24 protein-coding genes are annotated in these 26256 nt (G+C 63.3%); 3 read left to right on the top strand and 21 right to left on the bottom strand.

Going from position 1 to position 26256, the window contains the following annotated elements; genetic code table 11:
- Positions 1 to 244 precede the first annotated feature (244 nt).
- The 10 genes from rpsQ to rplC form a co-directional block, all read right to left on the bottom strand.
- A complete protein-coding gene (rpsQ, locus tag EL249_RS03750) occupies positions 245 to 529 on the bottom strand; it encodes a 30S ribosomal protein S17 (RefSeq protein ID WP_005674257.1) in 285 nt (94 codons plus the stop codon).
- Complete coding sequence (gene rpmC / locus EL249_RS03745; protein ID WP_005674258.1) at positions 526 to 723, bottom strand: 50S ribosomal protein L29; 198 nt, start codon at positions 721 to 723, stop codon at positions 526 to 528. The genes rpsQ and rpmC overlap by 4 nt, the downstream gene beginning before the upstream one ends.
- An 18-nt stretch (positions 724 to 741) precedes the next feature.
- Entirely contained in the window at positions 742 to 1158 is a 417-nt protein-coding gene (gene rplP / locus EL249_RS03740) for a 50S ribosomal protein L16 (protein ID WP_005674260.1), read from the bottom strand.
- Positions 1159 to 1209: 51 nt separating this feature from the next.
- Complete coding sequence (gene rpsC / locus EL249_RS03735; protein WP_005674261.1) at positions 1210 to 2058, bottom strand: 30S ribosomal protein S3; 849 nt, start codon at positions 2056 to 2058, stop codon at positions 1210 to 1212.
- A 20-nt stretch (positions 2059 to 2078) separates the two neighbouring features.
- Entirely contained in the window at positions 2079 to 2420 is a 342-nt protein-coding gene (rplV, locus tag EL249_RS03730; RefSeq protein WP_005674263.1) for a 50S ribosomal protein L22, read from the bottom strand.
- Between the two features lie 80 nt (positions 2421 to 2500).
- Positions 2501 to 2776 carry a 30S ribosomal protein S19 gene (gene rpsS / locus EL249_RS03725; protein WP_005674265.1) on the bottom strand — a complete coding sequence of 92 codons (276 nt, stop codon included), beginning with the start codon at positions 2774 to 2776 and terminating at the stop codon, positions 2501 to 2503.
- A 13-nt stretch (positions 2777 to 2789) separates the two neighbouring features.
- On the bottom strand, positions 2790 to 3617 hold the full coding sequence (rplB, locus tag EL249_RS03720; RefSeq protein ID WP_005674266.1) for a 50S ribosomal protein L2: 828 nt from the start codon (positions 3615 to 3617) through the stop codon (positions 2790 to 2792).
- Positions 3618 to 3914 (bottom strand): 50S ribosomal protein L23, encoded by a 297-nt coding sequence (gene rplW, locus EL249_RS03715; protein ID WP_005674267.1) that lies wholly within the window; start codon positions 3912 to 3914, stop codon positions 3618 to 3620.
- The gene (rplD, locus tag EL249_RS03710; protein WP_005674268.1) at positions 3911 to 4531 is read right to left on the bottom strand and encodes a 50S ribosomal protein L4; all 621 of its coding nucleotides are present in this window, start codon (positions 4529 to 4531) and stop codon (positions 3911 to 3913) included. Before rplD ends, rplW begins: the two co-directional genes overlap by 4 nt.
- Before the next feature lie 17 nt (positions 4532 to 4548).
- Positions 4549 to 5283: a 50S ribosomal protein L3 gene (gene rplC / locus EL249_RS03705; RefSeq protein WP_050781930.1), complete on the bottom strand. Its 735-nt coding sequence runs from the start codon at positions 5281 to 5283 to the stop codon at positions 4549 to 4551.
- A 589-nt stretch (positions 5284 to 5872) separates the two neighbouring features.
- Here rplC and EL249_RS03700 point away from each other — a divergent pair.
- The 3 genes from EL249_RS03700 (at position 5873) to EL249_RS03690 (ending at position 10802) form a co-directional block, all read left to right on the top strand.
- Positions 5873 to 7810 (top strand): alpha-amylase family glycosyl hydrolase, encoded by a 1938-nt coding sequence (locus EL249_RS03700; RefSeq protein ID WP_005674271.1) that lies wholly within the window; start codon positions 5873 to 5875, stop codon positions 7808 to 7810.
- 142 nt (positions 7811 to 7952) lie between these two features.
- The gene (locus EL249_RS03695) at positions 7953 to 9380 is read left to right on the top strand and encodes a maltoporin (RefSeq protein WP_005674272.1); all 1428 of its coding nucleotides are present in this window, start codon (positions 7953 to 7955) and stop codon (positions 9378 to 9380) included.
- Between the two features lie 57 nt (positions 9381 to 9437).
- Positions 9438 to 10802 carry an MFS transporter gene (locus EL249_RS03690; protein WP_005674273.1) on the top strand — a complete coding sequence of 455 codons (1365 nt, stop codon included), beginning with the start codon at positions 9438 to 9440 and terminating at the stop codon, positions 10800 to 10802.
- 220 nt (positions 10803 to 11022) lie between these two features.
- Here the strand turns inward: EL249_RS03690 and EL249_RS13325 are convergent, their stop codons facing one another.
- The 11 genes from EL249_RS13325 to rpoC all read right to left on the bottom strand — a co-directional run bounded on the left by EL249_RS13325 (position 11023) and on the right by rpoC (position 26229).
- Positions 11023 to 11646 carry a hypothetical protein gene (locus tag EL249_RS13325; protein ID WP_005674274.1) on the bottom strand — a complete coding sequence of 208 codons (624 nt, stop codon included), beginning with the start codon at positions 11644 to 11646 and terminating at the stop codon, positions 11023 to 11025.
- A gap of 42 nt (positions 11647 to 11688) precedes the next feature.
- Complete coding sequence (locus EL249_RS13320; protein WP_005674275.1) at positions 11689 to 12639, bottom strand: subtype B tannase; 951 nt, start codon at positions 12637 to 12639, stop codon at positions 11689 to 11691.
- 65 nt (positions 12640 to 12704) lie between these two features.
- On the bottom strand, positions 12705 to 14252 hold the full coding sequence (locus EL249_RS03680; RefSeq protein ID WP_005674276.1) for a DHA2 family efflux MFS transporter permease subunit: 1548 nt from the start codon (positions 14250 to 14252) through the stop codon (positions 12705 to 12707).
- A gap of 3 nt (positions 14253 to 14255) precedes the next feature.
- On the bottom strand, positions 14256 to 15638 hold the full coding sequence (locus EL249_RS03675) for a nucleobase:cation symporter-2 family protein (protein ID WP_005674277.1): 1383 nt from the start codon (positions 15636 to 15638) through the stop codon (positions 14256 to 14258).
- 110 nt (positions 15639 to 15748) lie between these two features.
- On the bottom strand, positions 15749 to 16060 hold the full coding sequence (gene rpsJ / locus EL249_RS03670; protein WP_005674278.1) for a 30S ribosomal protein S10: 312 nt from the start codon (positions 16058 to 16060) through the stop codon (positions 15749 to 15751).
- A gap of 72 nt (positions 16061 to 16132) precedes the next feature.
- Entirely contained in the window at positions 16133 to 17323 is a 1191-nt protein-coding gene (gene tuf, locus EL249_RS03665; protein WP_126348071.1) for an elongation factor Tu, read from the bottom strand.
- 101 nt (positions 17324 to 17424) lie between these two features.
- Positions 17425 to 19530: an elongation factor G gene (fusA, locus tag EL249_RS03660; protein ID WP_005674280.1), complete on the bottom strand. Its 2106-nt coding sequence runs from the start codon at positions 19528 to 19530 to the stop codon at positions 17425 to 17427.
- A gap of 111 nt (positions 19531 to 19641) precedes the next feature.
- Positions 19642 to 20112, bottom strand: a complete 471-nt coding sequence (gene rpsG, locus EL249_RS03655) for a 30S ribosomal protein S7 (RefSeq protein WP_040530071.1) — start codon at positions 20110 to 20112, stop codon at positions 19642 to 19644.
- Between the two features lie 267 nt (positions 20113 to 20379).
- Entirely contained in the window at positions 20380 to 20760 is a 381-nt protein-coding gene (gene rpsL / locus EL249_RS03650) for a 30S ribosomal protein S12 (RefSeq protein WP_005674283.1), read from the bottom strand.
- Positions 20761 to 21086: 326 nt separating this feature from the next.
- Positions 21087 to 21302, bottom strand: coding sequence for a type II toxin-antitoxin system HicB family antitoxin (locus EL249_RS03645; RefSeq protein ID WP_005674284.1), 216 nt, complete (start codon positions 21300 to 21302; stop codon positions 21087 to 21089).
- A gap of 598 nt (positions 21303 to 21900) precedes the next feature.
- Complete coding sequence (gene rpoC, locus EL249_RS03640) at positions 21901 to 26229, bottom strand: DNA-directed RNA polymerase subunit beta' (RefSeq protein WP_005674285.1); 4329 nt, start codon at positions 26227 to 26229, stop codon at positions 21901 to 21903.
- Positions 26230 to 26256 lie beyond the last annotated feature (27 nt).

Below are 26256 nucleotides of genomic sequence, written 5' to 3'. Positions count from 1 at the left end.
AGCCACCTAGGCTGAGCGGACTGAACCGATCGCGTTGCCGAAAGACGATGCGACCGCTTGTGTCGCGCGCCTGACCGGCAGTCCCAAGCCTTGAATGACGAGGATGTCACGCTTGGCGCTGGGAAGACTTGGAGTATAGGAAAGTTCCCGACTTTTTACAAGCCTGACCAAGGAATTTTCCAACCTGGAAAGCACAACGCCCGGCGCAAGGCCGGGCGTTGTGCTAGTGCCGTATCCGACTGGATCAGACCACCTTGGCGGCGGTCAGCAGACGGGAAACGTACCAGGACTTGGTCTTCGAGACCGGACGACCTTCCTGGATCTCGACGATGTCGCCCTCGTTGTACTGCGCGTCGGTGTGTGCATGGTACTTCTTGGACTGCACAACGTACTTGCCGTACACCGGATGCTTGACCTTGTGCTCGACCAGCACGGTCACGGTCTTCTGCATCTTGTTGCTGGTGACCCGGCCGGTGAGGGTGCGGGTGCGGGAGGTGTTGGTGGTTTGCACCGCTGCTTGATCACTCATTTGGCTGCCACCTGCTTCTCTTTGATGACGGTCTGCACGCGAGCAATGTCGCGGCGCAGCCGCTTCAGTTGGGCGGTATTGCTGTTCTGCTGGGTGGCAATCTGCATGCGCAGCGCGAAATGCGCGCGGCCCAGATCACTCAGCTCCTGCTGCAGACCTGCCACGTCCTTGGTTCTCAGTTCTGTCGCTTTCATCTTCGACTCCAGTTGGCGTCAGGCGCCAATCTGACGGGTGACGAAAACCGTGGACAACGGCAGCTTGGCCGCAGCCAGGGCGAAGGCTTCACGGGCCAGCGCTTCGTTCACGCCGTCCATTTCATAGAGCACCTTGCCGGGCTGGATCTCGGCGACCCAGTATTCCGGGTTGCCCTTACCGTTACCCATACGGACTTCCGCAGGTTTCTGGGAAATCGGCTTGTCCGGGAAGATGCGGATCCAGATCCGACCACCCCGTTTGATGTGACGCGTCATGGCACGACGAGCCGATTCGATCTGACGAGCCGTGAGGCGACCACGAGCGGTCGCCTTCAGGCCGAATTCACCGAAGGCAACGGAGGCGCCACGGGTGGCGAGACCCGTGTTGCGGCCTTTCTGTTCCTTCCGGTATTTACGTCTGGAGGGTTGCAACATGATTCTTCTACCTTAGCTTGGTTCACTCATCGGACTGCACAGGCAGACCCATCAGTTGTCGCCCTTGTCTTCTGCCGTGGCAGGAGCTGCCTCGGCAGCAGCCTTGCGGGGCGCGCGACGACCAGGGGCGCGGGCATCGGCGCCTTCGGCGCCGGCCTCACGACGACGACCACGACCGGGGGCAGCACCAGGACGGCCCGGGCGGCGACCGCGACGGTCTTCACGCTCGTTGCCGGCGGCTTCCTTCTCGGTGGTCTCGGGCGCTTCGCCACGACCCAGGGTGTCGCCCTTGTAGACCCACACCTTCACACCGATGATGCCGTAGGTGGTCTGAGCTTCGGAGGTGCCGTAGTCCACGTCGGCGCGCAGGGTGTGCAGGGGCACACGACCTTCGCGATACCACTCGGTACGGGCGATCTCGGCACCGTTCAGACGACCGGCGCTCATGATCTTGATGCCCTGGGCACCCAGGCGCATGGCGTTCTGCATGGCGCGTTTCATGGCGCGGCGGAACATGATGCGCTTTTCCAGCTGCTGGGTGATGGAATCAGCGATCAGCTGAGCATCCACCTCAGGCTTGCGGATTTCCTCGATGTTGACGTGCACGGGCACGCCCAGCATCTTGGTCAGCTCGACCTTCAGACGCTCGATGTCCTCGCCCTTCTTGCCGATCACCACGCCCGGACGAGCCGAGTAGATGGTGATGCGTGCGTTCTTGGCAGGACGCTCGATCAGCACGCGGCCGACCGAGGCGTTCTTCAGGCGCTTCTTGAGGAACTCGCGCACTTGCAGGTCTTCTGCAAGCTTGCCGGCGAAGTCTTTGTTACCTGCATACCAACGCGAAGCCCAGTTGCGGCTGACGGCAAGCCGGAATCCGGTCGGGTGAATTTTCTGTCCCATTTTCTCGGTCCTTCCTCAGCTCAGGACTTCTTGCCAGTACCGACCGTCAGGTAGATATGGCAGGTTTGTTTCTCGATGCGGACGCCACGACCCTTGGCGCGCGCCGAGAAGCGACGCAGCGACTGGCCTTTCTCGACGTGAACCCGGCTGACCCGGAGTTCGTCCACGTCTGCACCATCGTTGTGCTCGGCATTGGCAATGGCCGATTCGAGCACCTTCTTGAGAATCTTCGCCGCTTTCTTGGGCGAGAAATTCAGGATATTGAGCGCAGCTTCCACCGACTTTCCGCGAACCTGGTCTGCCACCAGGCGACCCTTCTGGGCAGAAATCCGGACACCGCGCAGGACTGCTTGAGTTTCCATCTCGTCAACTTTCCCTTGATCTTGTCAGGCCAACATGGGGCGGGCCACCTTCGACACGAGGTCTGCGGCGGCCCTCACCATCAGCGCTTGGCCTTCTTGTCGGCGGCGTGCCCTTTGAACGTGCGAGTCAGCGCGAATTCACCCAGCTTGTGACCCACCATGTTCTCGTTGATGAACACCGGAACGTGCTGCTTGCCGTTGTGGACGGCAATGGTCAGGCCAATGAACTCAGGCAGAACCGTCGAACGACGCGACCAGGTTTTGATTGGGCGCTTGTCCTTGCCCGATGCAACTGCATCGACTTTTGCCAGCAAGTGATGGTCGACAAACGGACCCTTCTTGATTGAACGTGCCATGTCGTATTACCGGTTATTTCTTCTTGCGCCGCTGAACGATCATCGAATCGCTGCGCTTGTTGCGACGGGTGCGATAGCCCTTGGTCGGCTTGCCCCACGGGTTGACAGGCACGCGGCCCTCACCCGTGCGACCCTCACCACCACCGTGCGGGTGGTCGATCGGGTTCATGGCCACGCCACGGACTGTCGGGCGGATACCACGCCAGCGGGTGGCACCGGCCTTGCCGATCTGGCGCAGGCTGTGCTCGCCGTTGCCGACTTCGCCCAGGGTTGCACGGCACTCGATGTGGATGCGACGGATCTCGCCGGAACGCAGACGAACCTGCGCGTAGACGCCTTCACGGGCCAGCAGCTGTGCGGAACCACCGGCGGAACGAGCGATCTGACCGCCCTTGCCCGGCTGCATCTCGATGTTGTGGATCGTGGAACCCACAGGGATGTTGCGGATGGGCAGGGTGTTGCCGGCGCGGATCGGTGCCTCGGAACCGGACATCAGTTCAGCGCCGGCCGAAACGCCACGCGGTGCCAGGATGTAGCGACGCTCGCCGTCTGCGTACAGCAGCAGGGCCAGGTGGGCGCTACGGTTCGGATCATATTCCAGGCGCTCGACGCGGGCGGGAATACCGTCCTTGTTGCGGCGGAAGTCGACGATCCGGTAATGACGCTTGTGGCCACCACCACGATGACGGGTGGTGATGTGACCCAGGTTGTTGCGACCCGAGCCGCGTTTCTTCGGCTCGATCAGCGACGCAACCGGGGCGCCCTTGTGCAAGGTCGGGGTAACGACCTTGACCATCGCCCGGCGGCCGGGCGACGTCGGTTTCAGTTTCACGACCGGCATTTACTTGGTCTCCGCGAAATTGATCTCTTGGCCCGCTGCCAGACTGACATACGCCTTGCGGATGTTCCGCCGACGCCCCATGCTGCGGCCGAAGCGCTTCTGCTTGCCCGCGATGTTGACCACGTTGACCGCATCGACGGTCACCTTGAACAGCGACTCGATGGCAGCCTTGACTTCAGCCTTGGTGGCGTCCTGCATCACCCGGAAGACGTACTGGTTCTGCTTTTCGCCCACCAGCGTGCTTTTCTCGGAGATGACCGGAGCGATCACCACTTGTGTCAGACGATTCGGATTCATCCCAGCATCTCCTGAATCTGCGCCAGCGCCTGCTTGGTGACCAGGACGTTGTCGTAATGGACCAGCGACAGCGGGTCGATGTGGCGGGTTTCGAGCACCAGCACGTGCGGCAGGTTGCGAGCCGCCAGGTACAGGTTCTCGTCTTCGTTGTCGACCACGATGAGCGTGGACTTCAGACCCATGCCGTTGAGCTTGCCGACCAGCAGTTTGGTCTTGGGCGCTTCCAGCTTCAGCGACTCGACCACCGACAGACGGTCTTCGCGGACCAGCTGCGACAGGATGGAGCGCATGCCAGCGCGATACATCTTCCGGTTGACCTTCTGCGAGAAGTTCTCATCCGGCTTGTTCGGGAAGATGCGACCGCCTCCGCGCCACAGCGGGCTGGAGGTCATACCGGCACGAGCACGGCCCGTGCCTTTCTGACGCCACGGCTTCTTCGTGGAGTGACGGACCTCGGTACGGTCCTTCTGGGCACGATTGCCGCTGCGGGCGTTGGCCTGGTAGGCCACGACGATCTGGTGAATCAGCGGCTCATTGAAGTCGGTGCCGAAAACGGTGTCAACCACCGAGACGGCGCCAGCCTTCTGACCCTGATCGTTCAAGATATTCAGTTCCATGTTCGAACGATCCTCTCTCAAGCCTTGCCCTTGGCCTCGGCTGCCTCGGCCCGGACGGGCTTCAGGCGGCGCTTGACCGACGGGGTGATGACCAGATGACCGCCAGCCGAGCCCGGCACGGCGCCACGAACCAGCAACAGACCACGCTCGGTGTCGATGCGCTCGACGACCAGATTCTGGACGGTGCGGGTGACGTTACCCATCTGACCGGACATGCGCTGACCCGGGAACACGCGACCCGGATCCTGCGCCATGCCGATGGAACCCGGAACGCGGTGCGAACGCGAGTTACCGTGCGAGGCACGCTGGGAACCGAAGTTGTGACGTTTGATGGTGCCGGCAAAGCCTTTACCTTGCGAGGTACCCTGCACGTCGATGTACTGACCGACCACGAAGTGATCTGCGCCCAGCACCGTGCCGGCCGGAACTTCGGCAGCACGCTCGGGCGAGACGTGGAATTCGGCTGCCACGGTACCGGCCTGGACGCCAGCCTTGGCATAGTGACCTGCTTCAGCGGCATTGACGCGGGATGCGCGACGCTCGCCGTAGACGAGCTGAACGGCAGAGTAGCCGTCCTTTTCGACGGACTTGACCTGCGAGACCCGGTTACCGGAAACATCGATGACGGTGACAGGAATGCTTTCACCATCATCAGTAAAGATTCGCATCATTCCGACCTTTCGGCCCAGCAGACCAAAAGCGGAACTAGCCTGACTTCCGGCGCCGCCGGAAACATCAGCCTGAGACCCCATGCGGAGACCCCCTTCAAGCGATTATCGACACCTGCGGCTTCGATTGGCCGCAAGCCTTACCAAAGCGGGGAAGTATAAACCGGCCACCCCCTGGACGCAACCATGAGAGGGCGGTGCGTCACGGCCGGCGCACCTGCGCCCAAGGCGGCGATCAACTGGCAGGGCCACCCGGAACCGGCCGGGCACCGTCGGTAGCAGAGGGTCGACAGGCCACAGGTTTCCAGTCTGTCATGTGCGCCTGCAGCATGCCAGGGTCATCCCGGGGTCTTTCCCTGCCCTGCCAGGCCCGCATGCCCTCTTCAGTCACGTTTCCGGCCTCATCGGGGCGCTGACATGCCTACCGATTAGGCAATCTGGTCGCGTTCCCTGCCATTTTGCAGATTCCACGTCTGCCCGTAGGTTTTGCTGCGCTGCGTTACCCCCGGGCGTAGTACATTTTTGCGATGTGACGTGTTGCAACGTTCGGGTTACGAACGTGAAAACGCCTGGGCCAGGCTGGCAGGAGGGCCTGGCACCATGAAGGCGGCCGCGTGTCACAACCAACCTCATTTTCATGTATGCGCATCACGCAACCCCCTGCAGGACGGGCATGGCCATGCTGACACTGGAACAACAACAGACCCTGGCTTTCGAACATGTGCGAAATGCGCTGGTGCACCGTCTGGGCCGCAAGGCCTCCGGTGCTCAGTGGCAGCAGTTCGAGGATCGACTGAAAACCCATCTTCCGGCGCTGCTGGACAATCTGCAGCCCCTCTACGGGCATCGTCCGGACTTCCTGGCGCAGCTTGATGCACTGATCGAGATGGCCTGGACGGGCTGGTCCGAGCGCCCGAAGGAGATGAAGGCGCTGGACGAGGCTCGTGAGAAGAACCCCACCTGGTTCCAGTCGGAGAAGGTGGTGGGCGGCGTCCTCTATGTGGACCGCTTCGCCGGCAACCTGAAGAACCTGCAGGACCAGATTCCCTACTTCAAGGAGCTGGGACTTTCCTACCTGCACCTGATGCCCCCGTTCAAGGTCCCCCCGGGCAACAGCGACGGCGGCTATGCGGTCAGCAGCTACCGTGACGTGAACCCCGAGATCGGCACGATCGAGGATCTGCGGGCGCTGGCCAAGGCCCTGCGCAAGGAAGGCATCAGCCTGGTGCTGGACTTCATCTTCAACCACACGGCCAACGACCACCCCTGGGCACAGGCCGCCGTGAAGGGTGATCCCGCCTACAAGGACTTCTATTTCCTGTTCCCCGACCGCACCCAGCCCGACATCTACGAGCGCACGGTGCGCGAGATCTTCCCGGACGAGCACCGGGGTGCCTTCTCGCAGCTGCCCGACGGCCGCTGGATCTGGACGACCTTCCACACGTTCCAGTGGGACCTGAACTACAGCAACCCGGCGGTGTTCAACGCCATGGCGGGCGAGATGCTGGCCATTGCCAACCTGGGCGCCGAGATCCTGCGTCTGGACGCGGTGGCCTTCGTCTGGAAGCGCCCGGGCACCCCCTGCGAGAGCCTGCCCGAGGTGCACAACCTGATCCGCGCCTTCAACGCACTGGCCCGGATCGCCGCACCATCGCTGCTCTTCAAGTCTGAAGCCATCGTGCACCCGGCCGAGGTGATGTCCTACATCTCGCCGGAAGAGTGCCAGCTGTCGTACAACCCGCTGCAGATGGCGCTGCAATGGAACTCGCTGGCCACCCGCGAGGTGAACCTGCTGCAGCAGGCGCTGGAGAAATGGCACCACCTGCCGCACGACACGGCCTGGGTGAACTATGTGCGCAGCCACGATGACATCGGCTGGACCTTTGCCGACGAGGATGCCGCCCAGTTCGGCATCAACGGCTACGACCACCGCAAGTTCCTGAACCGGTTCTACAACAACCGCTTCCCCGGCAGCTTCGCGCGCGGCGTCCCCTTCCAGGAGAACCCCGACACGGGCGATGCCCGCGTGAGCGGCACCTTCGCCTCGCTGGCCGGTCTGGAGCAGGGCGACCCGCTGGCGGTGCAACGAATGCTGCTGCTGTTCAGCACGATCCTGAGCACGGGCGGCCTGCCGCTGATCTATCTGGGCGACGAGGTGGGCACGTTGAATGATCCCAGCTACCTGAACTCGCCCGACGAGGCCGACGACAGCCGCTGGATCCACCGCCCGCGCCGCGATGTGGCCCGCTACGAGCAGCGCAACAACCCCAACACGGTGCCCGGCCAGATCTTCACCGGCCTGCGCAGCATGATCATCATCCGCGCCAACACGCCGGCTTTCGCCGGGGGCGAGCTGATCGGCTACCGGGCTGCCAATCCGGCCGTGCTGGGCTACACGCGCAGCAGCGCCGAGCAGACGGTGCTGGTGCTGGCCAACTACAGCGAGTTCGAGCAGCACTGCCCGGCCCAGGTCTTCCAGGCCATGCCCGACCATCCGGTGCGCGACCTGCTGACCGACCGCACGTACAACCTGCGCCACGGTGTGACGCTGGCACCTTACGGGGTGCTCTGGCTGGAGATCCGCGCACCGGAGTCAGGTGCTCACGCCTGACCTCCCGACCGGATACCGGGTTCTCCGCGCTGCGGGATCCGGCATCCGGTTGCCGGCGGCGGCCAGACCAGCTCACCCTGTTCCGGCCAGCCGCCCCTCTCTCTACCCCCAACCCTTTTGCCTGAAGTAGAAAGGAGCTCTCTTGAAGAAGACGCAGATGATGGCCGCAGCCGGTACGGGCATCGTACTGGCCATGTCGTGCCTGAGTACATCGGCCATGGCCGAGGAGACCAACACCCCCACCTTCTCGTTTGGTGCCTACATGCGCAGCGGCGCTGGCACCACGTCCGATGGTGGTTCGCAGGCCTGCTTCCGCCTGCCGGGTGCGGCAACGTTCTTCCGCCTGGGTAACGAATGCGATTCCTACGTGGATTTGAAGCTGGGGTCGCACCTGGGTGAGGTCAAGGGCACCAAGTTCGACGCCAAGATCACGCTGTCGCACGGTACCCAGGGCATGGCCAACTGGGAGCAGAGCACGCCAGCACTGCGCGAGCTGTTCGTGACGGCCACGGACATCGGCTCGTCGCTGGACGTGCGGGCCCTGGACGGGGCGATCCTGTGGGTGGGCAAGCGCTTCTACAAGAATCCCGATGTCCACATGATGGACTACACGTACTGGGAGCCGGGTCAGGGTCCGGGCTTCGGTCTGGACAACGTGACGCTGGGCCCGGGCAAGTTCGCCTACGCGATGTTCCGGATGGGCGACTTCACCGGCTATGGGGTCAACAACGGACTCGGCGGCTACAACCCCGACCTGATCGGGGGCGGTTCGCGTTCGGCCACGGTGCATGACTTCCGGCTGGAAGAGATCGGGGTCAATCCGGGCGGCAAGCTGACGGTGGGCATGGACCTGGTGCGCGCCAGCAATCGCGACGGCACCAGCACCTACACGGTGGACACCACGCAGTCGGTGGACCTGGACAACAATCCGGCCACGCCGAATGTGGACGTGGTGGTGCGCGAGACCCGGACCATCGACAACAAGTCGGGCAACAACGGCACGGCGTTCACCCTGTCTCACGAGCAGGCCAATGCCTTCGGCCTGGGCGGCACGAACTCGCTGGTGCTGCAGTTTGCCCACGATGCAGCCCTGCTGAAGGGCTACGGTGTGGGTGGCAGCACCGACAAGCGCCGCGAATGGATGGTGTTCGACCACTGGCTTTACGAGCCGGCTCACAGCAAGTGGTCGGCCACCTCGACCGTGGGCTATCGCCACGCCAAGGTCAACGACGTGAAGATGCGCGAGATGTGGGTGGGCACCCGTCCGCTCTACAACATCAACGAGGTGCTGGGCCTGTTCTCCGAGCTGAGCCACCAGCGCGTCAAGCAGGATTCGCAATCGACCCGCACGCTGTCCAAGGTGACGCTGGGCACGCAGTTCTCGATGGGGCCGGGCATGATGGCACGGCCCGCATTGCGGTTCTTTGCCACCTACGCGAAGTGGAACGATGCGGCAGCCAATGCCGGCCCCGTGGCCTGCACCGGTCGTGACTGCAACACGGCCGTGACCTCGTTCGCCAACAAGCGCAGCGCCGTGACCTATGGTGCCCAGGTGGAAGCCTGGTTCTGATAGTCGCGTGTTCCCGGCGCCGGGGTCCGGCGCCGTCTTTCAGAGGAAATCACTCCCATGAAGATAGATCATCGCGTGGTGATGACATTTCGGCAGATATTGCTGATGAACTTCGGGTTCTTCGGCATTCAGTACAGCTTCGGGCTGCAGCAGACTGCCATCAACCCGGTGTTCAGCATGCTGAATGCCAACCCCGACCAACTGCCACTGCTGAACCTGGCCGGGCCGGTGACCGGCCTGATCATCCAGCCGCTCATTGGTGCCATCAGTGACCGGACCTGGATTCCCGGCATGGGCCGCCGGCGCCCGTTCTTCCTGATCGGCGCGATCGGCTGCAGCATCTGCCTGTTCCTGTATCCGCACGTCACCGAGCTGTGGATGGCCGTGCTGCTGCTGTGGCTGCTGGACGCCAGCAACAACACCGCCATGGAGCCGTATCGTGCGTTCATCGCCGACAAGCTGCCCGATGAGCAGCATGCCACCGGCTTCCTGATGCAGAGCTTCTTTGCAGGGCTGGGCATCACGCTGGCCAACGTGTCGCTGTACTTCTTCCAGCGCTACTTCACGGCCGTGACCGATGAAGGCATGCCGGTCTGGGTGTATGGCTCCTTCTACGTCGGTGCGTTCTGCTCGATCGCCACGGTGCTGGTCTCGGTGCTGACCACCCCGGAAATCGAACCCACCCCCGAGGAGCTGGCCGAAATTCGCGCCAAACCCCACGGTCTGATTGCTGCCGTCAAGGAGATCTACGAAGCCATCCTGGTGATGCCGAAGACCCTGTGGCAGCTGGGTGCGGTCTACATGTTCCAGTGGTACGCCATGTTCGTGTACTGGCAGTTCGTGTCGCACAGCATCGCCGATTCGGCCTTCGGCCGGCTGGAAGCCGCCACGCCGAAAGAGGCTGCTCACCTGTATGAACAGGCGGTGGCCTGGACCGGCCTGGTCAACGGCTTCTACAACGTCGTCACCTTCCTGTCGGCCTTCGTGCTGATGTACCTGGCCCGCAAGTATCAGGCCAAGCTGGTGCATGCCTTTGCCCTGGCCCTGATGTCCCTGGGGCTGTGCCTGTTCCCGCACATCACCAACAAGTTCATGCTGTTCCTGCCGATGATCGGCTTCGGCATTGGCTGGGCCAGCATTCTGGGTGTGCCCTACATGATCGCCGTGGCCGAGATTCCTTCAGGCCGCTATGGCGTGTACATGGGCATCATCAACATGATGATCGTGATCCCCATGCTGCTCCAGACGGTGAGCTTCGGCTGGATCTACCGTACGTTGCTGGATCACAACCCGGGTTACGCCATGACCTTCGCCGGTGTGCTGCTGCTGCTTGCCTGCATCACCACGCTATTCGTGTCGACGCCCCACTTGCCGCGTCAGCACAACTTCCCGATGCAGAATCGCGCCAAGAAGCAAGGCTGATCCACGTCCGGCATGGCTCGCCTCCCTGCGGGGAGCGGGCCATGTCCAGTGAACTGACGTCATGTTCGCCCGGCGCTGCCGGGCTTTACGGAAAGCCGGTCCCTTTTGCGGGGACCGGCTTTTTTCATGGGTCAGGTGTCTGCTGGGCACACGCGTGGGGGCGGAATGGAGACCCCCGACAGTAGTGCTGGCCACGAATCCGTGGCCCCTGTTGAAAGGTTCAGCGTCCGCCCCGCCCTGCGGCGACCGTCCGGTCGATCCAGCCGAACAGCTCGTCCAGGTCGTAGTCACCACTGTGCGGCACGTCCCACGGCATGAACAGATCCACCTGCTTGCCGGTGTTCTGCAGTCGTGTGGCCAGGATCACGGCGATGGCGTGGGAGGTGTCGCGGTCGGCGGTACCCAGCCGGATGCGCCAGTGCTGAGGCCCCGCCTGCCGATGGGCGATGTAGTTCATCGGGTTCATCAGCCGGATGGTCTGGGCGTCGGCCATGCCGGCACCCTTCACCGTGCTGTGTGCCGCCGAGTACGCGGTGAAATGCCGGGCATCCACCGTTTCGGTTCCGAACTCCTGGTTCTCGCCACTGTCCAGCGCCAGACCGTCAAAAGCGGGCGGCGTCTTCTGGCGACCTGCGGCGCGTGCGAAGGCAGCAAAGTCCACGGCCTTCACCTTGCCGTCCTGAAGGGTCAGCCAGCCACGGTCGGACAGGTCCTTGCCGGCATCCAGCTGCTTCTGGGCCGAGGCGGCCAGATACGAAGCCACATGCGCCTTGAAGCTGCCGTTGCCCTGGGCATCCAGAGAGAGCTTGCGGCCATCCGGGCCGAGCAGGTGCAGGGCATTCACATATTCGGTGAACAGTGGCTTGAGCTGGCTTGAAACCTTCTTCTACTCGGAAGTGAGCACTCCCTTCACAAGCTTGCGCTTAACATGGAAGTCGATCTGACGCATGTCGATCTTGGCGTACTCATCGACGCCATTGAACTCCCATTCATAGGCGGCATCGGCCTGCTCCAGAATGGAAATCGGGCAGTAGGCCGAGACGGCAAAGATGTCGTCGGGCGCGTCGGCGGCCCCCAGTGCCTTCAGGTAGGGCTCGTAGTCGGGCTGGTTGGCGCTGGCTCCCAGCAGGACCGACAGCGCACCACCGGCGCTGGTCCCGTTGGAGATGATCCGGTTGGCATCACCCGGCATGGCGGCATCGTTGTGCTTCAGGTAGCGAACCGCCGCCTTCAGGTCGACGATGGCGGCCGGCGCCTTGCCGGTGGCCTGAGTACGCCCTCGCGCACCGGGCGAGACGACCACCAGACCCCGTGCCAGCGCCGTCTGCATGGCGTCGGCCTGGTCAGGGTCGCGCGGACCAAAGCCTGCCTGCCCCATCACCCCGGGCTTGGCCGGCATGTAGCCCCCCACCTGATTGGGCAGGAAGATGGGGGCCGTTCTGGCCGTGTAGCCATGGATGGTGCCACCCTGGAAGTAGGCCTCCGGCACGTAGATGTTCAGGCTCTGGTACTCGGCATCGACCGGGTTGCGAACGTAGACGACGTTCTCGTAAGCCCGGTAGGCCACGGCCTTGCCATTGACACGGGTGCTTCCGGACACGGGGGCGAGACGAGAGAAATCGAGGGCATCCATGTCGGTCTGGCCGGTCTGTTGGGAGGCGTTTGCACGGACGCCATTCATTGAGGCCGATGGCCCGTGCTGGCCGGCGGCCCATGCGACTGTTCCAACCAGCAGACTGCCGACAAGCAGGGCCAGCCGGGTGTGCCGCCGGAAGGGACGGTCTTGCAGTGGCGGTGCCGAACGCGTCCGGGGGGATGGCGTGACATGGGTATTCATGAATTCTCCTGTGTCGAGGAGCAAGCGAAGATGGATGTGCCAAGACCTAGCACATCCTGACGAACCTATTGGCCCTTGCGATGAAAACGGCTGGCCGCCCAGAGCATCAGCAGCGCCACGAATGGCGCCAATCCGAAAGCCAGGTGCAGGCCGTCAAGCATGGTGGCCCGGGCAGCCTCGGTCAGCGCGCCTCCCGCAGTCGCTGCAGCGTGCGCAGTCGTGTCGATGGCCGCGCCCTGCCCTCCCGCCTGACCCAATTCCAGGGCCGGGTGCAGAAAATCCGTCGAAGCGGTCGTTTTTGTTGTGCCACCCGCGGCGCTGGCGGAAAGCCGTTCACCCAGATGCGTGACACCGACGAAGAAGGCGGCGCCCAGCGCACCGGCGATGGGGTTGAGCGTTGCCATGATGGCCGCGCCGTGGGGGTTGAGATTGCGCGGCAAGGCGTTGAGGCCGTAGGTCTCGGACACCATGGCTGCCGCTCCCGCCGCCGAGAAGAGCCCAAACAGCGTGGCCAGCCACCAGGCCCGGGAAGTGGCATCAAAGCTGAGCCACATGCCCAGCAGGCTGATGAGGATGAACACCGTGCCCGGCAGGACCACGAATCGCCCGCCTCGCCGATCCAGCAGCGTCCCGAACACCGGCATCAGCAGTGCCTGGACGATGCTGCCCGGCAGCAGGATGAGTCCGGTGACGGTCGCCGACAGCATGAGCACCTGCTGGGCGTACATGGGCATGAGCAGCTCCATGCCCAGGAACAGGAAGATGTTGCTGGCCATCACGATGACGGCATAGCCGAACTGTGCGTGGCCGAAAGCCCGCAGGTTCAGCAGCGGCGTCTTCAGACGGAACTGACGGACCACGAACGCTCCGACCATCAGCAGGGATACCGGCAGCAATACGGCCAGCTGCAGGGCGGATGCCTCGGAAAACGTGCTGCCGCCGTAGACCAGCCCGCCAAAGCCCAGCACCGACAGCACGACCGACAGCAGATCGATACGTGGCCGCGTGATCTCGACCAGGGTGACTTTCAGGTAACGGAGCACCAGCAGGACAGCCACCAGCATCAGCGGCACGGTCAGCAGGAACAGCCAGCGCCAGCCGAAGTGGTCAATGATGAAGCCCGAGATCGTGGGACCCAGTGCCGGGGCCGCGCTGAACACCATGGCCACCAGCCCCATGACCTTGCCGCGTCGCTCGGGCGGATAGATGGCCAGCGTGGCATTCATCAGCAACGGCATGGTGAGCGCCGCCGACACGGCCTGCACCAGCCGCCCCGTCAGCAGCAGTCCGAACGTGGGTGCCGTCGCGCAGATCAGCGATCCCGCCAGGAAGGTGCCCAGCGTGACCAGCGTGAGCCGCCGGGTATCAAGCCACTGCACCAGGCTGGCGGTCAGCGGCGCCAGCGCCCCCATCACCAGCAGAAAGCCCGTGGCCATCCATTGCACGGTGGTCTTTTCCACCGAGAACTCCCTCATCAGCGTGGGCAAGGCCACGTTGAGCAGGGTCTCGTTCAGAAAGCCGATGAAGGCCCCGACGAACAGCGTACTGATGACCAGCGTGCTGGGAAAGGACGGGTCGTCGTCAAAGTACTCGTACTGGCGGGATGAGGGCAAGGATCACTCCAGATCATCGCTGAGGAAGACCGGCTTCTCGGTCTGGTCCAGCGGAAGCAGCAGGTTGAGCACCACGGCCGTGATGCCACCGGCGGAGATGGAGTTCTGGAAAAGCACGGGAAGCTGCTGGAAGACTTCCGGCTCGAAAGCGACTCCCAGACCCAGGCCCACCGAGGTGGCTGCAATGATGGTCTCACGCCGACGGATGCCGTTGGTCATGAGGATGCGCACACCGGCGATGGTGATGAGGCCGAACATCAGCACCATGGCCCCGCCCAGCACGGGGGCCGGGATGGTGGTGAAGATCCGTCCCACCACCGGGAACAGCCCCAGCAGCACCAGGATGACGGCGATGTACTTGCCCACATGGCGTGAGGCCACCCCCGTCATCTGGATGACGCCGTTGTTCTGAGCGAACGTGGTGAGCGGCAGCGACCCCAGAGCGGTGGCAATGACGGAGACGAGGCCGTCGGCCAGGACACCGCCACGCAGGCGTCGCGTGTACTCATCGCCCTCGATGGGCTGCCCCGACACCATGGCCGTGGCGGTGAGATCCCCCACCGCCTCGAAGACGCTGAGCAGGTAGATGGCGCCCGCCACCACGAAGGCATGGCTGTCGAACGCAAAACCATACTTGAAGGGCACCGGGATCGTGACCAGAGGCAGGCCATTCAGTGATGAGAAGTCCACCTTGCCCCAGAAGAGCGCGATCAGATAGCCGATGACCAGGCCCACCGCAATGCCGCTCATGCGCAGCAGCGGATTCTTCATGCAGTTGAAGAAGAGCACGATGAGCAGCACCGTGCCCGCCAGGCCCAGGTTCTCGAAGGAGCCAAAGCTGCCGTCCGCCTTGGCGCCAAAGCCACCGCCAAAATCGGTAATGCCGACGTGCACGAGGCTGAGGCCGATGAGCATGACGACCACCCCACTGACGGTGGGCGTGATGACTTTCTTCAGGTATGGCAGCAGCCAGGCGGAGAAGCACACCAGGAATGCACCCACGAAGGAGACCCCCAGCAGCGCCGAGATCATGGCGTGCGCGTCCAGCCCCTCGGCCTTCATGGACGTGCCCAGCGCGATCATCACCGTGACGAACGAGAAGTTGACCGACTGGATGGAGAGCATGCCCGACCCCAGCGGCCCAAAGCGGTTGACCTGCAGCCAGGTGCCGACGCCCGAGGCCACCATGGCCATGGACACCAGGTAGGCCGTCATGTCCACGGGCAGTTCCAGGGCGCGGCCCACGATCAGCGCCGGGGTGATCATCGGCACGAAGATGGCCAGCAGGTGGGTGATGGCGCTCAGCAGCGCATTGCCGAACGGGGGGCGATCTTCCAGTCCATAGACGAGATCGGCTTGATCAATGGGCTTGGAGGGGTGGCTCATGATGAATTCTGAATTCTGTAAACAAAAAAGCCCGCCGGGCTTCCTCGAAGGAAGACGGCGGGCTTTGGGCGAGACGGGCAGCACCAAGAGACCAGGCGCTGCACGCATCATCACTGCAGCTTGATTTCCACGTCGACGCCGGCGGGCAGGTCGAGTTTCATCAGCGCATCGACGGTCTTGTCGGTGGGATCCACGATGTCCATCAGACGCAGGTGCGTACGGATTTCCAGCTGGTCACGCGACGTCTTGTTGACGTGCGGCGAACGCAGCACATCGAAATGCTCGATGCGGGTTGGCAACGGCACCGGGCCGTGAACGACTGCGCCGGTGCGCTTGGCCGTATCAACGATCTCAGCGGCGGACTGGTCGATCAACTTGTAGTCGAACGCTTTCAGACGGATACGGATTTTCTGGTTTGCCATGATGATTCCTTAAAGAGCGAGGAGCGCGCGGCAGACGCGCTCCTATGTCTGCGATGGGATGGGACGTGAAAATCAGGCGATGATCTTGGCGACCACACCGGCACCGACGGTACGACCACCTTCACGGATGGCGAACCGCAGACCCTGTTCCATGGCGATCGGGGCGATCAGCTTGACCTTCATCTGAACGTTGTCACCCGGCATCACCATCTCGGTGCCTTCCGGCAGCGTCACCGAACCCGTCACGTCCGTCGTACGGAAGTAGAACTGCGGACGGTAGTTCGAGAAGAACGGCGTGTGACGACCACCTTCGTCCTTGCTCAGGATGTACACCTCGGCTTCGAACTCGGTGTGCGGCTTGATCGTGCCCGGCTTGGCCAGCACCTGACCACGCTCGACGTCCTCGCGCTTCGTGCCGCGCAGCAGGATACCCACGTTGTCGCCTGCCTGACCCTGGTCCAGCAGCTTGCGGAACATCTCCACGCCCGTGCAGGTCGTCTTCTGCGTGTCACGGATACCGACGATCTCGATCTCGTCGCCAACCTTGATGATGCCACGCTCCACACGACCCGTAACCACCGTACCACGACCCGAGATCGAGAACACGTCCTCGATCGGCATCAGGAACGTACCGTCCACGGCACGCTCGGGCTCGGGGATGTAGCTGTCCAGCGCCTCGGCCAGCGCCATGATGGCCGGCTCGCCGATCTCGCTCGTGTCGCCTTCCAGCGCCTTCAGTGCCGAACCCTTGATGATCGGCAGATCGTCGCCCGGGAACTCGTACTTCGACAGCAGTTCACGAACTTCCATCTCCACCAGCTCCAGCAGCTCGGCGTCGTCGACCATGTCGGCCTTGTTCATGAACACGATGATGTAGGGAACACCCACCTGGCGAGCCAGCAGGATGTGCTCGCGCGTCTGCGGCATCGGGCCGTCAGCCGACGACACCACCAGGATCGCGCCGTCCATCTGGGCAGCACCGGTAATCATGTTCTTCACGTAGTCGGCGTGTCCCGGGCAGTCCACGTGTGCATAGTGGCGCTTGGCGGTCTCGTACTCAACGTGCGAGGTGTTGATCGTGATGCCCCGGGCTTTCTCTTCCGGTGCATTGTCGATCTGGTCATAGCCCTTGGCCTCGCCGCCGAACTTCTTCGACAGCACCGTGGCAATCGCCGCCGTCAGCGTCGTCTTGCCATGGTCCACGTGACCGATGGTGCCCACGTTCACGTGCGGCTTGGTCCGTTCAAACTTGCCCTTTGCCATTTTTCAGTTCACTCCTGATTCTTTCAATCGAGATTGTCGTTTGTCGGAAGGCGAGGCACTCCGGCTGGTGTGCCCCACCCCCTTCCGGCCTGTACCCGTGATTACTTGGTACGGGCCGCGATGACGGCCTCGGCGACGTTCTTCGGCGCTTCGGCGTATTGCTTGAATTCCATAGTGTAAGTGGCACGACCCTGGGTCAGCGACCGCAGTGTGGTGGCGTAGCCAAACATCTCGGCCAGCGGCACTTCAGCCTTGATCTGCTTGCCGCCACCGACCATGTCTTCCATGCCCTGGATCATGCCGCGCCGCGAGGACAGGTCGCCCATCACGGTACCGGCATACTCTTCCGGCGTTTCCACTTCCACGGCCATCATCGGCTCCAGCAGGACCGGGCTGGCCTTGCGCATGCCTTCCTTGAACGCCATCGAACCCGCCTGCTTGAAGGCGTTTTCGTTGGAGTCCACGTCGTGGTACGAACCGAAGTGCAGCGTGACCTTCACGTCCACCACCGGGTAGCCGGCCAGCACGCCGGTCGGCAGGGTGTCTTCGATACCCTTCTGGACCGCAGGGATGAACTCGCGAGGCACCACACCGCCCTTGATGGCATCGACGAACTCGAAGTTCGGGCCGCCCGGCTCCAGCGGTTCCAGCTTGAGCACGACGTGACCGTACTGACCACGACCACCGGACTGCTTGACGAACTTGGCTTCGGCGTTCTCGACCGTCTTGCGGATGGTCTCGCGGTAGGCCACCTGCGGCTTGCCGACGTTGGCTTCCACGTTGAACTCACGCTTCATCCGGTCGACGATGATCTCGAGGTGCAGCTCGCCCATGCCGCCGATGATGGTCTGACCCGATTCCTCGTCGGTGTGGACGCGGAAGGACGGATCCTCGGCAGCCAGACGCGACAGCGCCAGACCCATCTTCTCCTGGTCGGCCTTCGACTTGGGCTCGACGGCCTGACGGATCACCGGCTCGGGGAACACCATGCGCTCCAGGATGATCGGAGCAGCCTGGTCGGTCAGCGTCTCACCGGTGGTGACTTCCTTCAGGCCCACCACGGCGGCGATGTCGCCAGCACGCACTTCCTTGATCTCTTCGCGGTTGTTGGCGTGCATCTGCAGCAGACGGCCGATGCGCTCCTTCTTGCCGCGGGTGGCGTTGAGCACCGTGTCACCGGAGTTCAGCACGCCCGAGTACACGCGCACGAAGGTCAGCTGACCGACGAAGGGGTCGGTCATCAGCTTGAATGCCAGTGCGGCGAACTTCTCGTTGTCGTCGGCCTTGCGGGTGACGCGGTTGTGCTCGTCGTCCTCGCCCTCGATCGGCGGAATCTCGACCGGCGACGGCAGGAAGTCGATCACGGCGTCCAGCATGCGCTGCACGCCCTTGTTCTTGAAGGCGGTGCCGCACAGCATCGGCTGGATCTCGTTGGCGATGGTGCGCTTGCGCAGACCGGCCTTGATCTTCTCTTCGGGCAGATCGCCGTTCTCGAGGTACTCGTTCATCAGGTCCTCGTCGGCTTCGGCCGCGGCCTCGAGCATCTTCTCGCGCCACTCGGCAGCCTTTTCCTTCAGGTCGGCCGGGATGTCGCGGTAGTCGAACTTCATGCCCTGCGAGGCCTCATCCCAGATGATGGCTTTCATCTTGATGAGGTCGACCACGCCTTCGAACTTGTCCTCGGCGCCGATGGGGATGACCACGGGCACGGGATTGGCGCGCAGGCGCAGCTTCATCTGGTCATAGACCTTGTAGAAGTTCGCGCCGGTACGGTCCATCTTGTTCACGAAGGCCAGACGGGGCACGTGATACTTGTTGGCCTGACGCCAGACGGTCTCGGACTGCGGCTGCACGCCGCCCACTGCGCAGTACACCATGCAGGCACCGTCCAGCACGCGCATCGAACGCTCCACCTCGATGGTGAAGTCGACGTGTCCCGGGGTGTCGATGATGTTGATCCGGTGTTCCGGATAGGAAAGGTCCATGCCTTTCCAGAAGGTGGTCACGGCAGCGGAGGTGATGGTGATGCCACGCTCCTGCTCCTGTTCCATCCAGTCGGTGGTGGCCGCGCCATCATGCACTTCACCCAGCTTGTGGTTCACGCCGGTGTAATACAGGATGCGCTCGGTCGTCGTGGTTTTTCCTGCATCGATGTGGGCCGAAATACCAATATTCCGGTAGCGCTCGATGGGGGTCTTGCGAGCCATGATGGTGAGTCCTTGAATAGCACATTAAGGCACAGGACCGACAGCCACTGACATTGCGGCGGCCGGTCCGGTGCAGAGGGGACGTATCGTCCTCGTTCCGTCAGAGACGGGTCAGAAGCGGAAGTGCGAGAAGGCGCGGTTGGCCTCAGCCATGCGGTGAACCTCGTCGCGACGCTTGACGGCGCCACCCCGGTTCTCGGCCGCTTCCATCAGTTCGTTGGCCAGGCGCTGGCCCATGGATTTCTCGGCACGCTTCTTGGCGGCTTCACGCAGCCAGCGCATGGCCAGCGCGGTACGGCGCACCGGGCGAACTTCAACCGGCACCTGATAGTTGGCACCACCCACACGACGGCTCTTGACCTCGACCATCGGGCGGGAATTGCTCAGTGCGGTGTTGAAGACTTCGATGGGATCCTTGCCGCTCTTGGAGCGGATGATCTCGAAGGCACCGTACAGGATGCGCTCGGCGACGGCTTTCTTGCCGGAGAGCATCAGCACGTTGATGAACTTGGCGACTTCTTCGTTGTGATAGAGCGGATCCGGCAGGATCACGCGCTTCGGTACTTCGCGACGGCGTGGCATTTCTTACCTCAGATTGACATTCAGCTGGCCTTGCACGCGGACTCCAGGTGATTCCCGGGAACCGGAAAACACGCCGCCCCATCGGATATGGGCGGAAAACAGGGAACCTTTGGGCATTGCCATGACCCCGAACCTTTCTCGCAGGATCGCGAAAAGGCGGGATCGCTTACTGGATGGCGGCGCCGCCTGCGCCCATCGCAGGCGATCGTACCAACCACCCTTCCAGCCGACCACCCGGAAGACGGGCGACCGTGATGGGACCGATGATTACTTGGCAGCCTTGGGCCGCTTGGCACCGTACTTGGAACGGGCCTGTTTCCGGTCCTTGACGCCTTGCAGGTCAAGGGAGCCGCGAACGATGTGGTAGCGCACACCCGGAAGGTCTTTCACACGACCGCCGCGGATCAGCACGACCGAGTGTTCCTGCAGGTTGTGGCCTTCACCGCCGATGTAGCTGATGACCTCGAAGCCGTTGGTGAGACGCACCTTGGCCACTTTACGCAGCGCGGAGTTCGGCTTCTTGGGGGTGGTGGTGTAGACGCGGGTGCAAACACCGCGGCGCTGCGGGCAATCTTCCAGCGCGGGGCTCTTGCTCTTGACGACCGCAGATTTACGCGGCTTGCGTACGAGCTGATTGATGGTTGGCATGGCTGTTGACGCTTGGATTTGGGAGCAGCCACGGCGGGCTGCGTCGATCGGAGATCAATCCATGGCAACGCGCGGCGGCGTCTGCCTGAATTCGATTTGCCGGGCCGGAAGAACCCGGCCTTGTGTGAGGGGCTGTCTGCTGCCCGATGCCCCTTCGACCGACGCCTTGACCGAACTGCCTTGGCAGACGGCCCCGGTGCTACCCAAAGAGCGCATCTGGCGCGGCATACGGCCGCCCCAGGAACACGGGAGTATAAAAGGAAGGTGTCGACCAGTCAATGAAGACAAGCCGGGGTGCCCACGGCGTGGGCCATTCGCCGCACGCTTCAGGATGCGGCAACAGGCTGGGGCTGAACCCAGAAGTAGCCGGGCTGCGGCGCGGGCGCCACGGCCCCTGTCGGCGGCAGCAGGCGCATGGCATCACGCACGGCCGCCTCGGCCTCTGCAAGACTGTTGCCGGTAGCCGTGCAACCGGGAACGTCCGGGACGTAGGCCCGGAAGCAGCTGCCTCGCTGTTCGATCACGATTGCATAAGCTGCCATGGTGTTTTCTCCTGACGGGGGCGCCTGGGGCGCCTCAGCTGACGATTGTCCCGCCAAATCGACCGTCCCGCCGTGAATTCCGGCCGCTTCCTCCCTGAACGACCCTCCGACAGCCCGGGATGCAACATGGCCGGGCAGGGACGGACGCAGGGTGCTGCCTGTTCCTTTATGGGGAGAAGATAAGGGGAAAGTCCATTCGGCGTATTCGGACTATTTGACCCCAGACCGCTGATCCTGTGATTGCCAGCTGTCGATGAACGGTAATTATTTGTAATAGCGTCGAAATACCCAACATGTCGGGATCGAATCCGCCTGCCATCCCGATCACTGGCCGTGTCAGCACCGCCCCCATCACTGCCTCGGCTTACCTCATTCCATGCGGCCTGGCGGTACCCTTTCCGGCTGCGAACCCTATATGCAGGCCTAGCCGGGGCAGCGCGATACAGATTCCTGGTACCGGAGGGCTGACACAACTTGTTTCACTCCGCCCTGCTTCGACGGCGCTCAAAAGCAACAAGGCCAGGAACGGTAATCCGCTCCTGGCCTTGTTCCTGTGCTTGCCGCCCGGACCATCAGGCCCGGGCCGGTCATGGCAGGATCAGCCCTCGTCGCCGGAAGGCTGTGCCGGGGTCTCGTCCGACGAGGTGGACGGTCCGCCGAACAGTGCGCTCAGATCCAGCGCAGCCGCGGTGGCGGCGGCCGACGACGCACTTTCCTCGGCCGTCACCAGCTCGGGCTCGGACGACGCAGGCATGGCGAAGGCTGCTTCGGCGGCTGCCAGTGCGGCGGCTTCCTGGGCCTCGACCGATTCCTTCTCGTGACGTGCCTTGTGGTAGGCCAGACCCGTACCTGCGGGGATCAGGCGACCGACGATGACGTTCTCCTTCAGCCCACGCAGGTCGTCGCGCTTGCCCATGATGGCCGCCTCGGTCAGCACCCGGGTGGTTTCCTGGAAGGAAGCCGCCGAGATGAACGAGTCGGTGGACAGCGAGGCCTTGGTGATGCCCAGCAGGATGTTTTCATACGACGGCGGCAGCTTGCCTTCGTCGTTCATCTTGTCGGTGGCATCCAGGAGCTCGCTGCGCTCGACCTGCTCGCCCACGATGAAGTTGGTGCCGCCCGGTGCGGTGACGACCACACGACGCAGCATCTGGCGAACGATCACCTCGATGTGCTTGTCGTTGATCTTCACGCCCTGCAGTCGGTAGACGTCCTGCACCTCGTCCACGATGTAGCGCGACAGCGCCTCGATGCCCAGCAGGCGCAGGATGTCGTGCGGATCGGCCGGGCCGTCCACGATCATCTCGCCCTTGTTGACCACCTGACCGTCGTGCACCAGCACGTGCTTCTCTTTCGGGATCAGGAACTCGTGCGCATTGCCGTCCAGGTCGGTGATGACCAGACGCTGCTTGCCCTTGGTGTCCTTGCCGAACGAGACCGTACCGGTGACCTCTGCCAGCATGCCGGCGTCCTTGGGCGAACGGGCCTCGAACAGCTCGGCCACCCGCGGCAGACCCCCGGTAATGTCCCGGTTCTTCTGGGATTCCTGCGGGATACGTGCCAGCACCTCGCCGACGGCCACCTGCTGGCCATCGCGCACGGTGATCAGCGCGCCCACCGGGAAGCCGATCTGCACCGAGTGATCGGTGCCGGCGATCTTCACTTCCTCGCCCGCCTCGTTGATCAGCTTCATCGTGGGACGGACGTTCTTGGCACCCGCACCCCGCCGCTTGGCATCGATGACCACCTGCGTGGACAGACCGGTGACCTCGTCGACCTGCTTGGCCACGGTCACGCCTTCCTCGACGTTCTCGAAGCGCACCGTACCGCCGTACTCACTGATGATCGGGCGGGTCAGCGGATCCCAGCTGGCCAGCTGCGAACCGGCGGTGAGCGCCTGACCGTCATGGACGTGCAGCGTGGCACCGTAAGGGATCTTGTGGCGCTCGCGCTCGCGGCCGTTGTCATCGGTGATCATCACCTCGCCCGAACGCGAGATGACGATCAGCTCGCCCTTGGCGTTGGTGATGTAGCGCATGGCGGCGGTGAAACGCGCCGTACCGTTGGACTTGGTTTCCACCGAGCTGGCGACCGCGGCACGCGAAGCCGCACCACCGATGTGGAAGGTCCGCATGGTCAGCTGGGTACCCGGCTCACCAATGGACTGGGCGGCGATGATGCCGACCGATTCGCCAGTGTTGACCAGCACACCGCGGCCCAGGTCGCGACCGTAGCACTTGGCGCACAGGCCATAGCGCACGTCGCAGGTCAGCGGGGTGCGCACGCGCACCTCGTCGATGCCCAGCTGCTCGATCTTCTCGACCAGGTCCTCGTTCAGCAGTTCACCGGCCGGGATGGCGGTTTCCTGCGTCTCGGGGTTGATCACGTCCACGGCCGTGACACGACCCAGCACGCGATCGCGCAGCGGCTCGATGACCTCACCGCCCTCGACCAGCGCACGCATGGCCACACCGTTACTGGTGCCGCAGTCGTGCTCGGTCACCACCAGATCCTGCGCCACGTCCACCAGACGACGGGTCAGATAACCCGAGTTGGCGGTCTTCAGCGCGGTGTCGGCCAGACCCTTACGGGCACCGTGGGTGGAGATGAAGTACTGCAGAACGTTCAGGCCTTCGCGGAAGTTCGCCGTGATCGGCGTCTCGATGATCGAGCCGTCCGGCTTGGCCATCAGGCCCCGCATGCCCGCCAGCTGACGGATCTGCGTGGCCGAACCACGAGCGCCCGAGTCGGCCATCATGTAGATGGCGTTGAACGACTCCTGCTTCTGCACCAGACCTTCGCGGTTGACGACGTCCTCGGTTGCCAGCTGGTCCATCATGGCCTTGGCCACCTGGTCGCCGGCCTTGGACCAGATGTCCACCACCTTGTTGTAGCGCTCGCCCTGGGTCACCAGACCCGAGGTGTACTGCTGCTCGATCTCCTTGACCTCCTTCTCGGCGGCCGCCAGGATCTGCGGCTTGGACGGCGGCACCAGCATGTCGTCGATGGCGATGGAGATGCCACCGCGCGTGGCCAGCCGGAAGCCGTTCTGCATCAGCTGGTCGGCCAGGATGACCGTGGCCCGCAGACCGCAGCGACGGAACGAGGCGTTGATCAGGCGCGAGATTTCCTTCTTCTTCAGCGCCCGGTTCATCAGGTCGAACGGCAGGCCCTTGGGCAGGATCTCGGACAGCAGCGCACGACCGACGGTGGTCTCGAAGCGCTTGAAATGCGGGCGGAACTCGTTGTCGCCGATGCGCTCGTACTCATGGAGACGCACGGTGATCTTCGTGCCCAGCTCGACCTCGCCGTTGTCGTAGGCGCGCTGCACTTCCTTGATGTCGGCCAGGTACATGCCCTCGCCCTTGCCGTTGACCTTGGCACGAGTGGCGTAGTACAGGCCCAGCACGATGTCCTGCGACGGCACGATCGACGGCTCGCCGTTGGACGGGAACAGCACGTTGTTGGAGGCCAGCATCAGGGCGCGGGCTTCCATCTGCGCTTCCAGCGACAGCGGGACGTGCACGGCCATCTGGTCGCCGTCGAAGTCGGCGTTGAAGGCGGCGCAGACCAGCGGGTGCAGCTGGATGGCCTTGCCCTCGATCAGCACCGGCTCGAAGGCCTGGATGCCCAGACGGTGCAGCGTCGGCGCCCGGTTCAGCATGACCGGATGCTCGCGGATGACTTCTTCCAGGATGTCCCAGACGATGGGCTCCTGCGTGTCCACCATCTTCTTAGCCTGCTTGATGGTGGTGGCAGCCGACATCGCCTCCAGCTTGTTGAAGATGAAGGGCTTGAACAGCTCCAGGGCCATCAGCTTGGGCAGACCGCACTGATGCAGCTTGAGCTGCGGGCCCACCACGATGACCGAACGGCCCGAGTAGTCGACGCGCTTGCCCAGCAGGTTCTGACGGAAGCGACCGCCCTTGCCCTTGATCATGTCGGCCAGCGACTTCAGCGCACGCTTGTTGGCGCCCGTCATGGCCTTGCCACGGCGGCCGTTGTCCAGCAGCGAGTCGACCGATTCCTGCAGCATCCGCTTCTCGTTGCGGACGATGATCTCGGGGGCCTTCAGCTCCAGCAGACGCTTGAGGCGGTTGTTCCGGTTGATGACACGGCGATACAGGTCGTTCAGGTCGGACGTGGCGAAGCGGCCACCATCCAGCGGCACCAGCGGACGCAGCTCGGGCGGCAGCACCGGCAGCACTTCCATGACCATCCACTCGGGGCGGATGCCCGAGCGCTGGAAGCCTTCCAGCACCTTCAGGCGCTTGGCGATCTTCTTGACCTTGGCTTCGGAGCTGGTGACCTGGATTTCCTCGCGCAGGCGATCGACCTCGCGGTCCACGTCGATGGACTTGAGCAGCTCGCGCACGCCCTCGGCACCCATCGCGGCCACGAACTCGTCACCGTACTCCTCGGTCTTGGCCAGGAAGTCGTCCTCGGTGAGCAGCTGGTTGCGCTTGAGCGGGGTCATGCCGGGCTCGACCACGACATAGGCCTCGAAGTACAGCACGCGCTCGATGTCGCGCAGCGTCATGTCCAGCACCATGCCCAGACGCGACGGCAGCGACTTCAGGAACCAGATGTGCGCGACCGGGCTGGCCAGCTCGATGTGGCCCATGCGCTCGCGGCGCACCTTGGCCAGCGTCACTTCCACGCCGCACTTCTCGCAGATCACGCCGCGATGCTTGAGGCGCTTGTACTTGCCGCACAGGCACTCGTAGTCCTTGATGGGCCCGAAGATCTTGGCGCAGAACAGGCCGTCACGCTCGGGCTTGAAGGTCCGGTAGTTGATGGTCTCGGGTTTCTTGACTTCGCCGTAGGACCAGGAGCGAATCTTGTCGGGAGAGGCCAGGCCGATGCGGATGGCATCGAAGTGGTCGCTCTCCTCGACCTGTTTGAAGAGATCCAGCAATGCTTTCATGGGTTCTCCGTTGTGTTCCTCAGCTCA

The sequence above is a fragment of the Lautropia mirabilis genome, from assembly GCF_900637555.1.
In the GTDB taxonomy this organism is placed as follows: domain Bacteria; phylum Pseudomonadota; class Gammaproteobacteria; order Burkholderiales; family Burkholderiaceae_E; genus Lautropia; species Lautropia mirabilis.
The sequence above is the reverse complement of the archived record's forward strand: the minus strand, read 5'-3'. Positions and strand labels throughout refer to the sequence as shown.

Excerpts from the sequence above, each read along its gene's own strand:
- rplW (WP_005674267.1), bottom strand. The coding sequence starts at position 3,914 with ATGAATCCGAATCGTCTGACACAAGTGGTGATCGCTCCGGTCATCTCC.
- EL249_RS13320 (WP_005674275.1), bottom strand. The coding sequence starts at position 12,639 with ATGAATACCCATGTCACGCCATCCCCCCGGACGCGTTCGGCACCGCCA.
- rpsL (WP_005674283.1), bottom strand. The coding sequence starts at position 20,760 with ATGCCAACCATCAATCAGCTCGTACGCAAGCCGCGTAAATCTGCGGTC.
- rpsS (WP_005674265.1), bottom strand. The coding sequence starts at position 2,776 with ATGGCACGTTCAATCAAGAAGGGTCCGTTTGTCGACCATCACTTGCTG.
- rpmC (WP_005674258.1), bottom strand. The coding sequence starts at position 723 with ATGAAAGCGACAGAACTGAGAACCAAGGACGTGGCAGGTCTGCAGCAG.
- rplV (WP_005674263.1), bottom strand. The coding sequence starts at position 2,420 with ATGGAAACTCAAGCAGTCCTGCGCGGTGTCCGGATTTCTGCCCAGAAG.
- rplC (WP_050781930.1), bottom strand. The coding sequence starts at position 5,283 with ATGGGGTCTCAGGCTGATGTTTCCGGCGGCGCCGGAAGTCAGGCTAGT.
- rplP (WP_005674260.1), bottom strand. The coding sequence starts at position 1,158 with ATGTTGCAACCCTCCAGACGTAAATACCGGAAGGAACAGAAAGGCCGC.
- rplB (WP_005674266.1), bottom strand. The coding sequence starts at position 3,617 with ATGCCGGTCGTGAAACTGAAACCGACGTCGCCCGGCCGCCGGGCGATG.
- rpsQ (WP_005674257.1), bottom strand. The coding sequence starts at position 529 with ATGAGTGATCAAGCAGCGGTGCAAACCACCAACACCTCCCGCACCCGC.
- EL249_RS03675 (WP_005674277.1), bottom strand. The coding sequence starts at position 15,638 with ATGAGCCACCCCTCCAAGCCCATTGATCAAGCCGATCTCGTCTATGGA.
- tuf (WP_126348071.1), bottom strand. The coding sequence starts at position 17,323 with ATGGCAAAGGGCAAGTTTGAACGGACCAAGCCGCACGTGAACGTGGGC.
- fusA (WP_005674280.1), bottom strand. The coding sequence starts at position 19,530 with ATGGCTCGCAAGACCCCCATCGAGCGCTACCGGAATATTGGTATTTCG.
- rpsJ (WP_005674278.1), bottom strand. The coding sequence starts at position 16,060 with ATGGCAAACCAGAAAATCCGTATCCGTCTGAAAGCGTTCGACTACAAG.
- EL249_RS03645 (WP_005674284.1), bottom strand. The coding sequence starts at position 21,302 with ATGGCAGCTTATGCAATCGTGATCGAACAGCGAGGCAGCTGCTTCCGG.
- rplD (WP_005674268.1), bottom strand. The coding sequence starts at position 4,531 with ATGGAACTGAATATCTTGAACGATCAGGGTCAGAAGGCTGGCGCCGTC.
- EL249_RS03690 (WP_005674273.1), top strand. The coding sequence starts at position 9,438 with ATGAAGATAGATCATCGCGTGGTGATGACATTTCGGCAGATATTGCTG.
- rpsG (WP_040530071.1), bottom strand. The coding sequence starts at position 20,112 with ATGCCACGCCGTCGCGAAGTACCGAAGCGCGTGATCCTGCCGGATCCG.
- EL249_RS03700 (WP_005674271.1), top strand. The coding sequence starts at position 5,873 with ATGGCCATGCTGACACTGGAACAACAACAGACCCTGGCTTTCGAACAT.
- rpoC (WP_005674285.1), bottom strand. The coding sequence starts at position 26,229 with ATGAAAGCATTGCTGGATCTCTTCAAACAGGTCGAGGAGAGCGACCAC.
- rpsC (WP_005674261.1), bottom strand. The coding sequence starts at position 2,058 with ATGGGACAGAAAATTCACCCGACCGGATTCCGGCTTGCCGTCAGCCGC.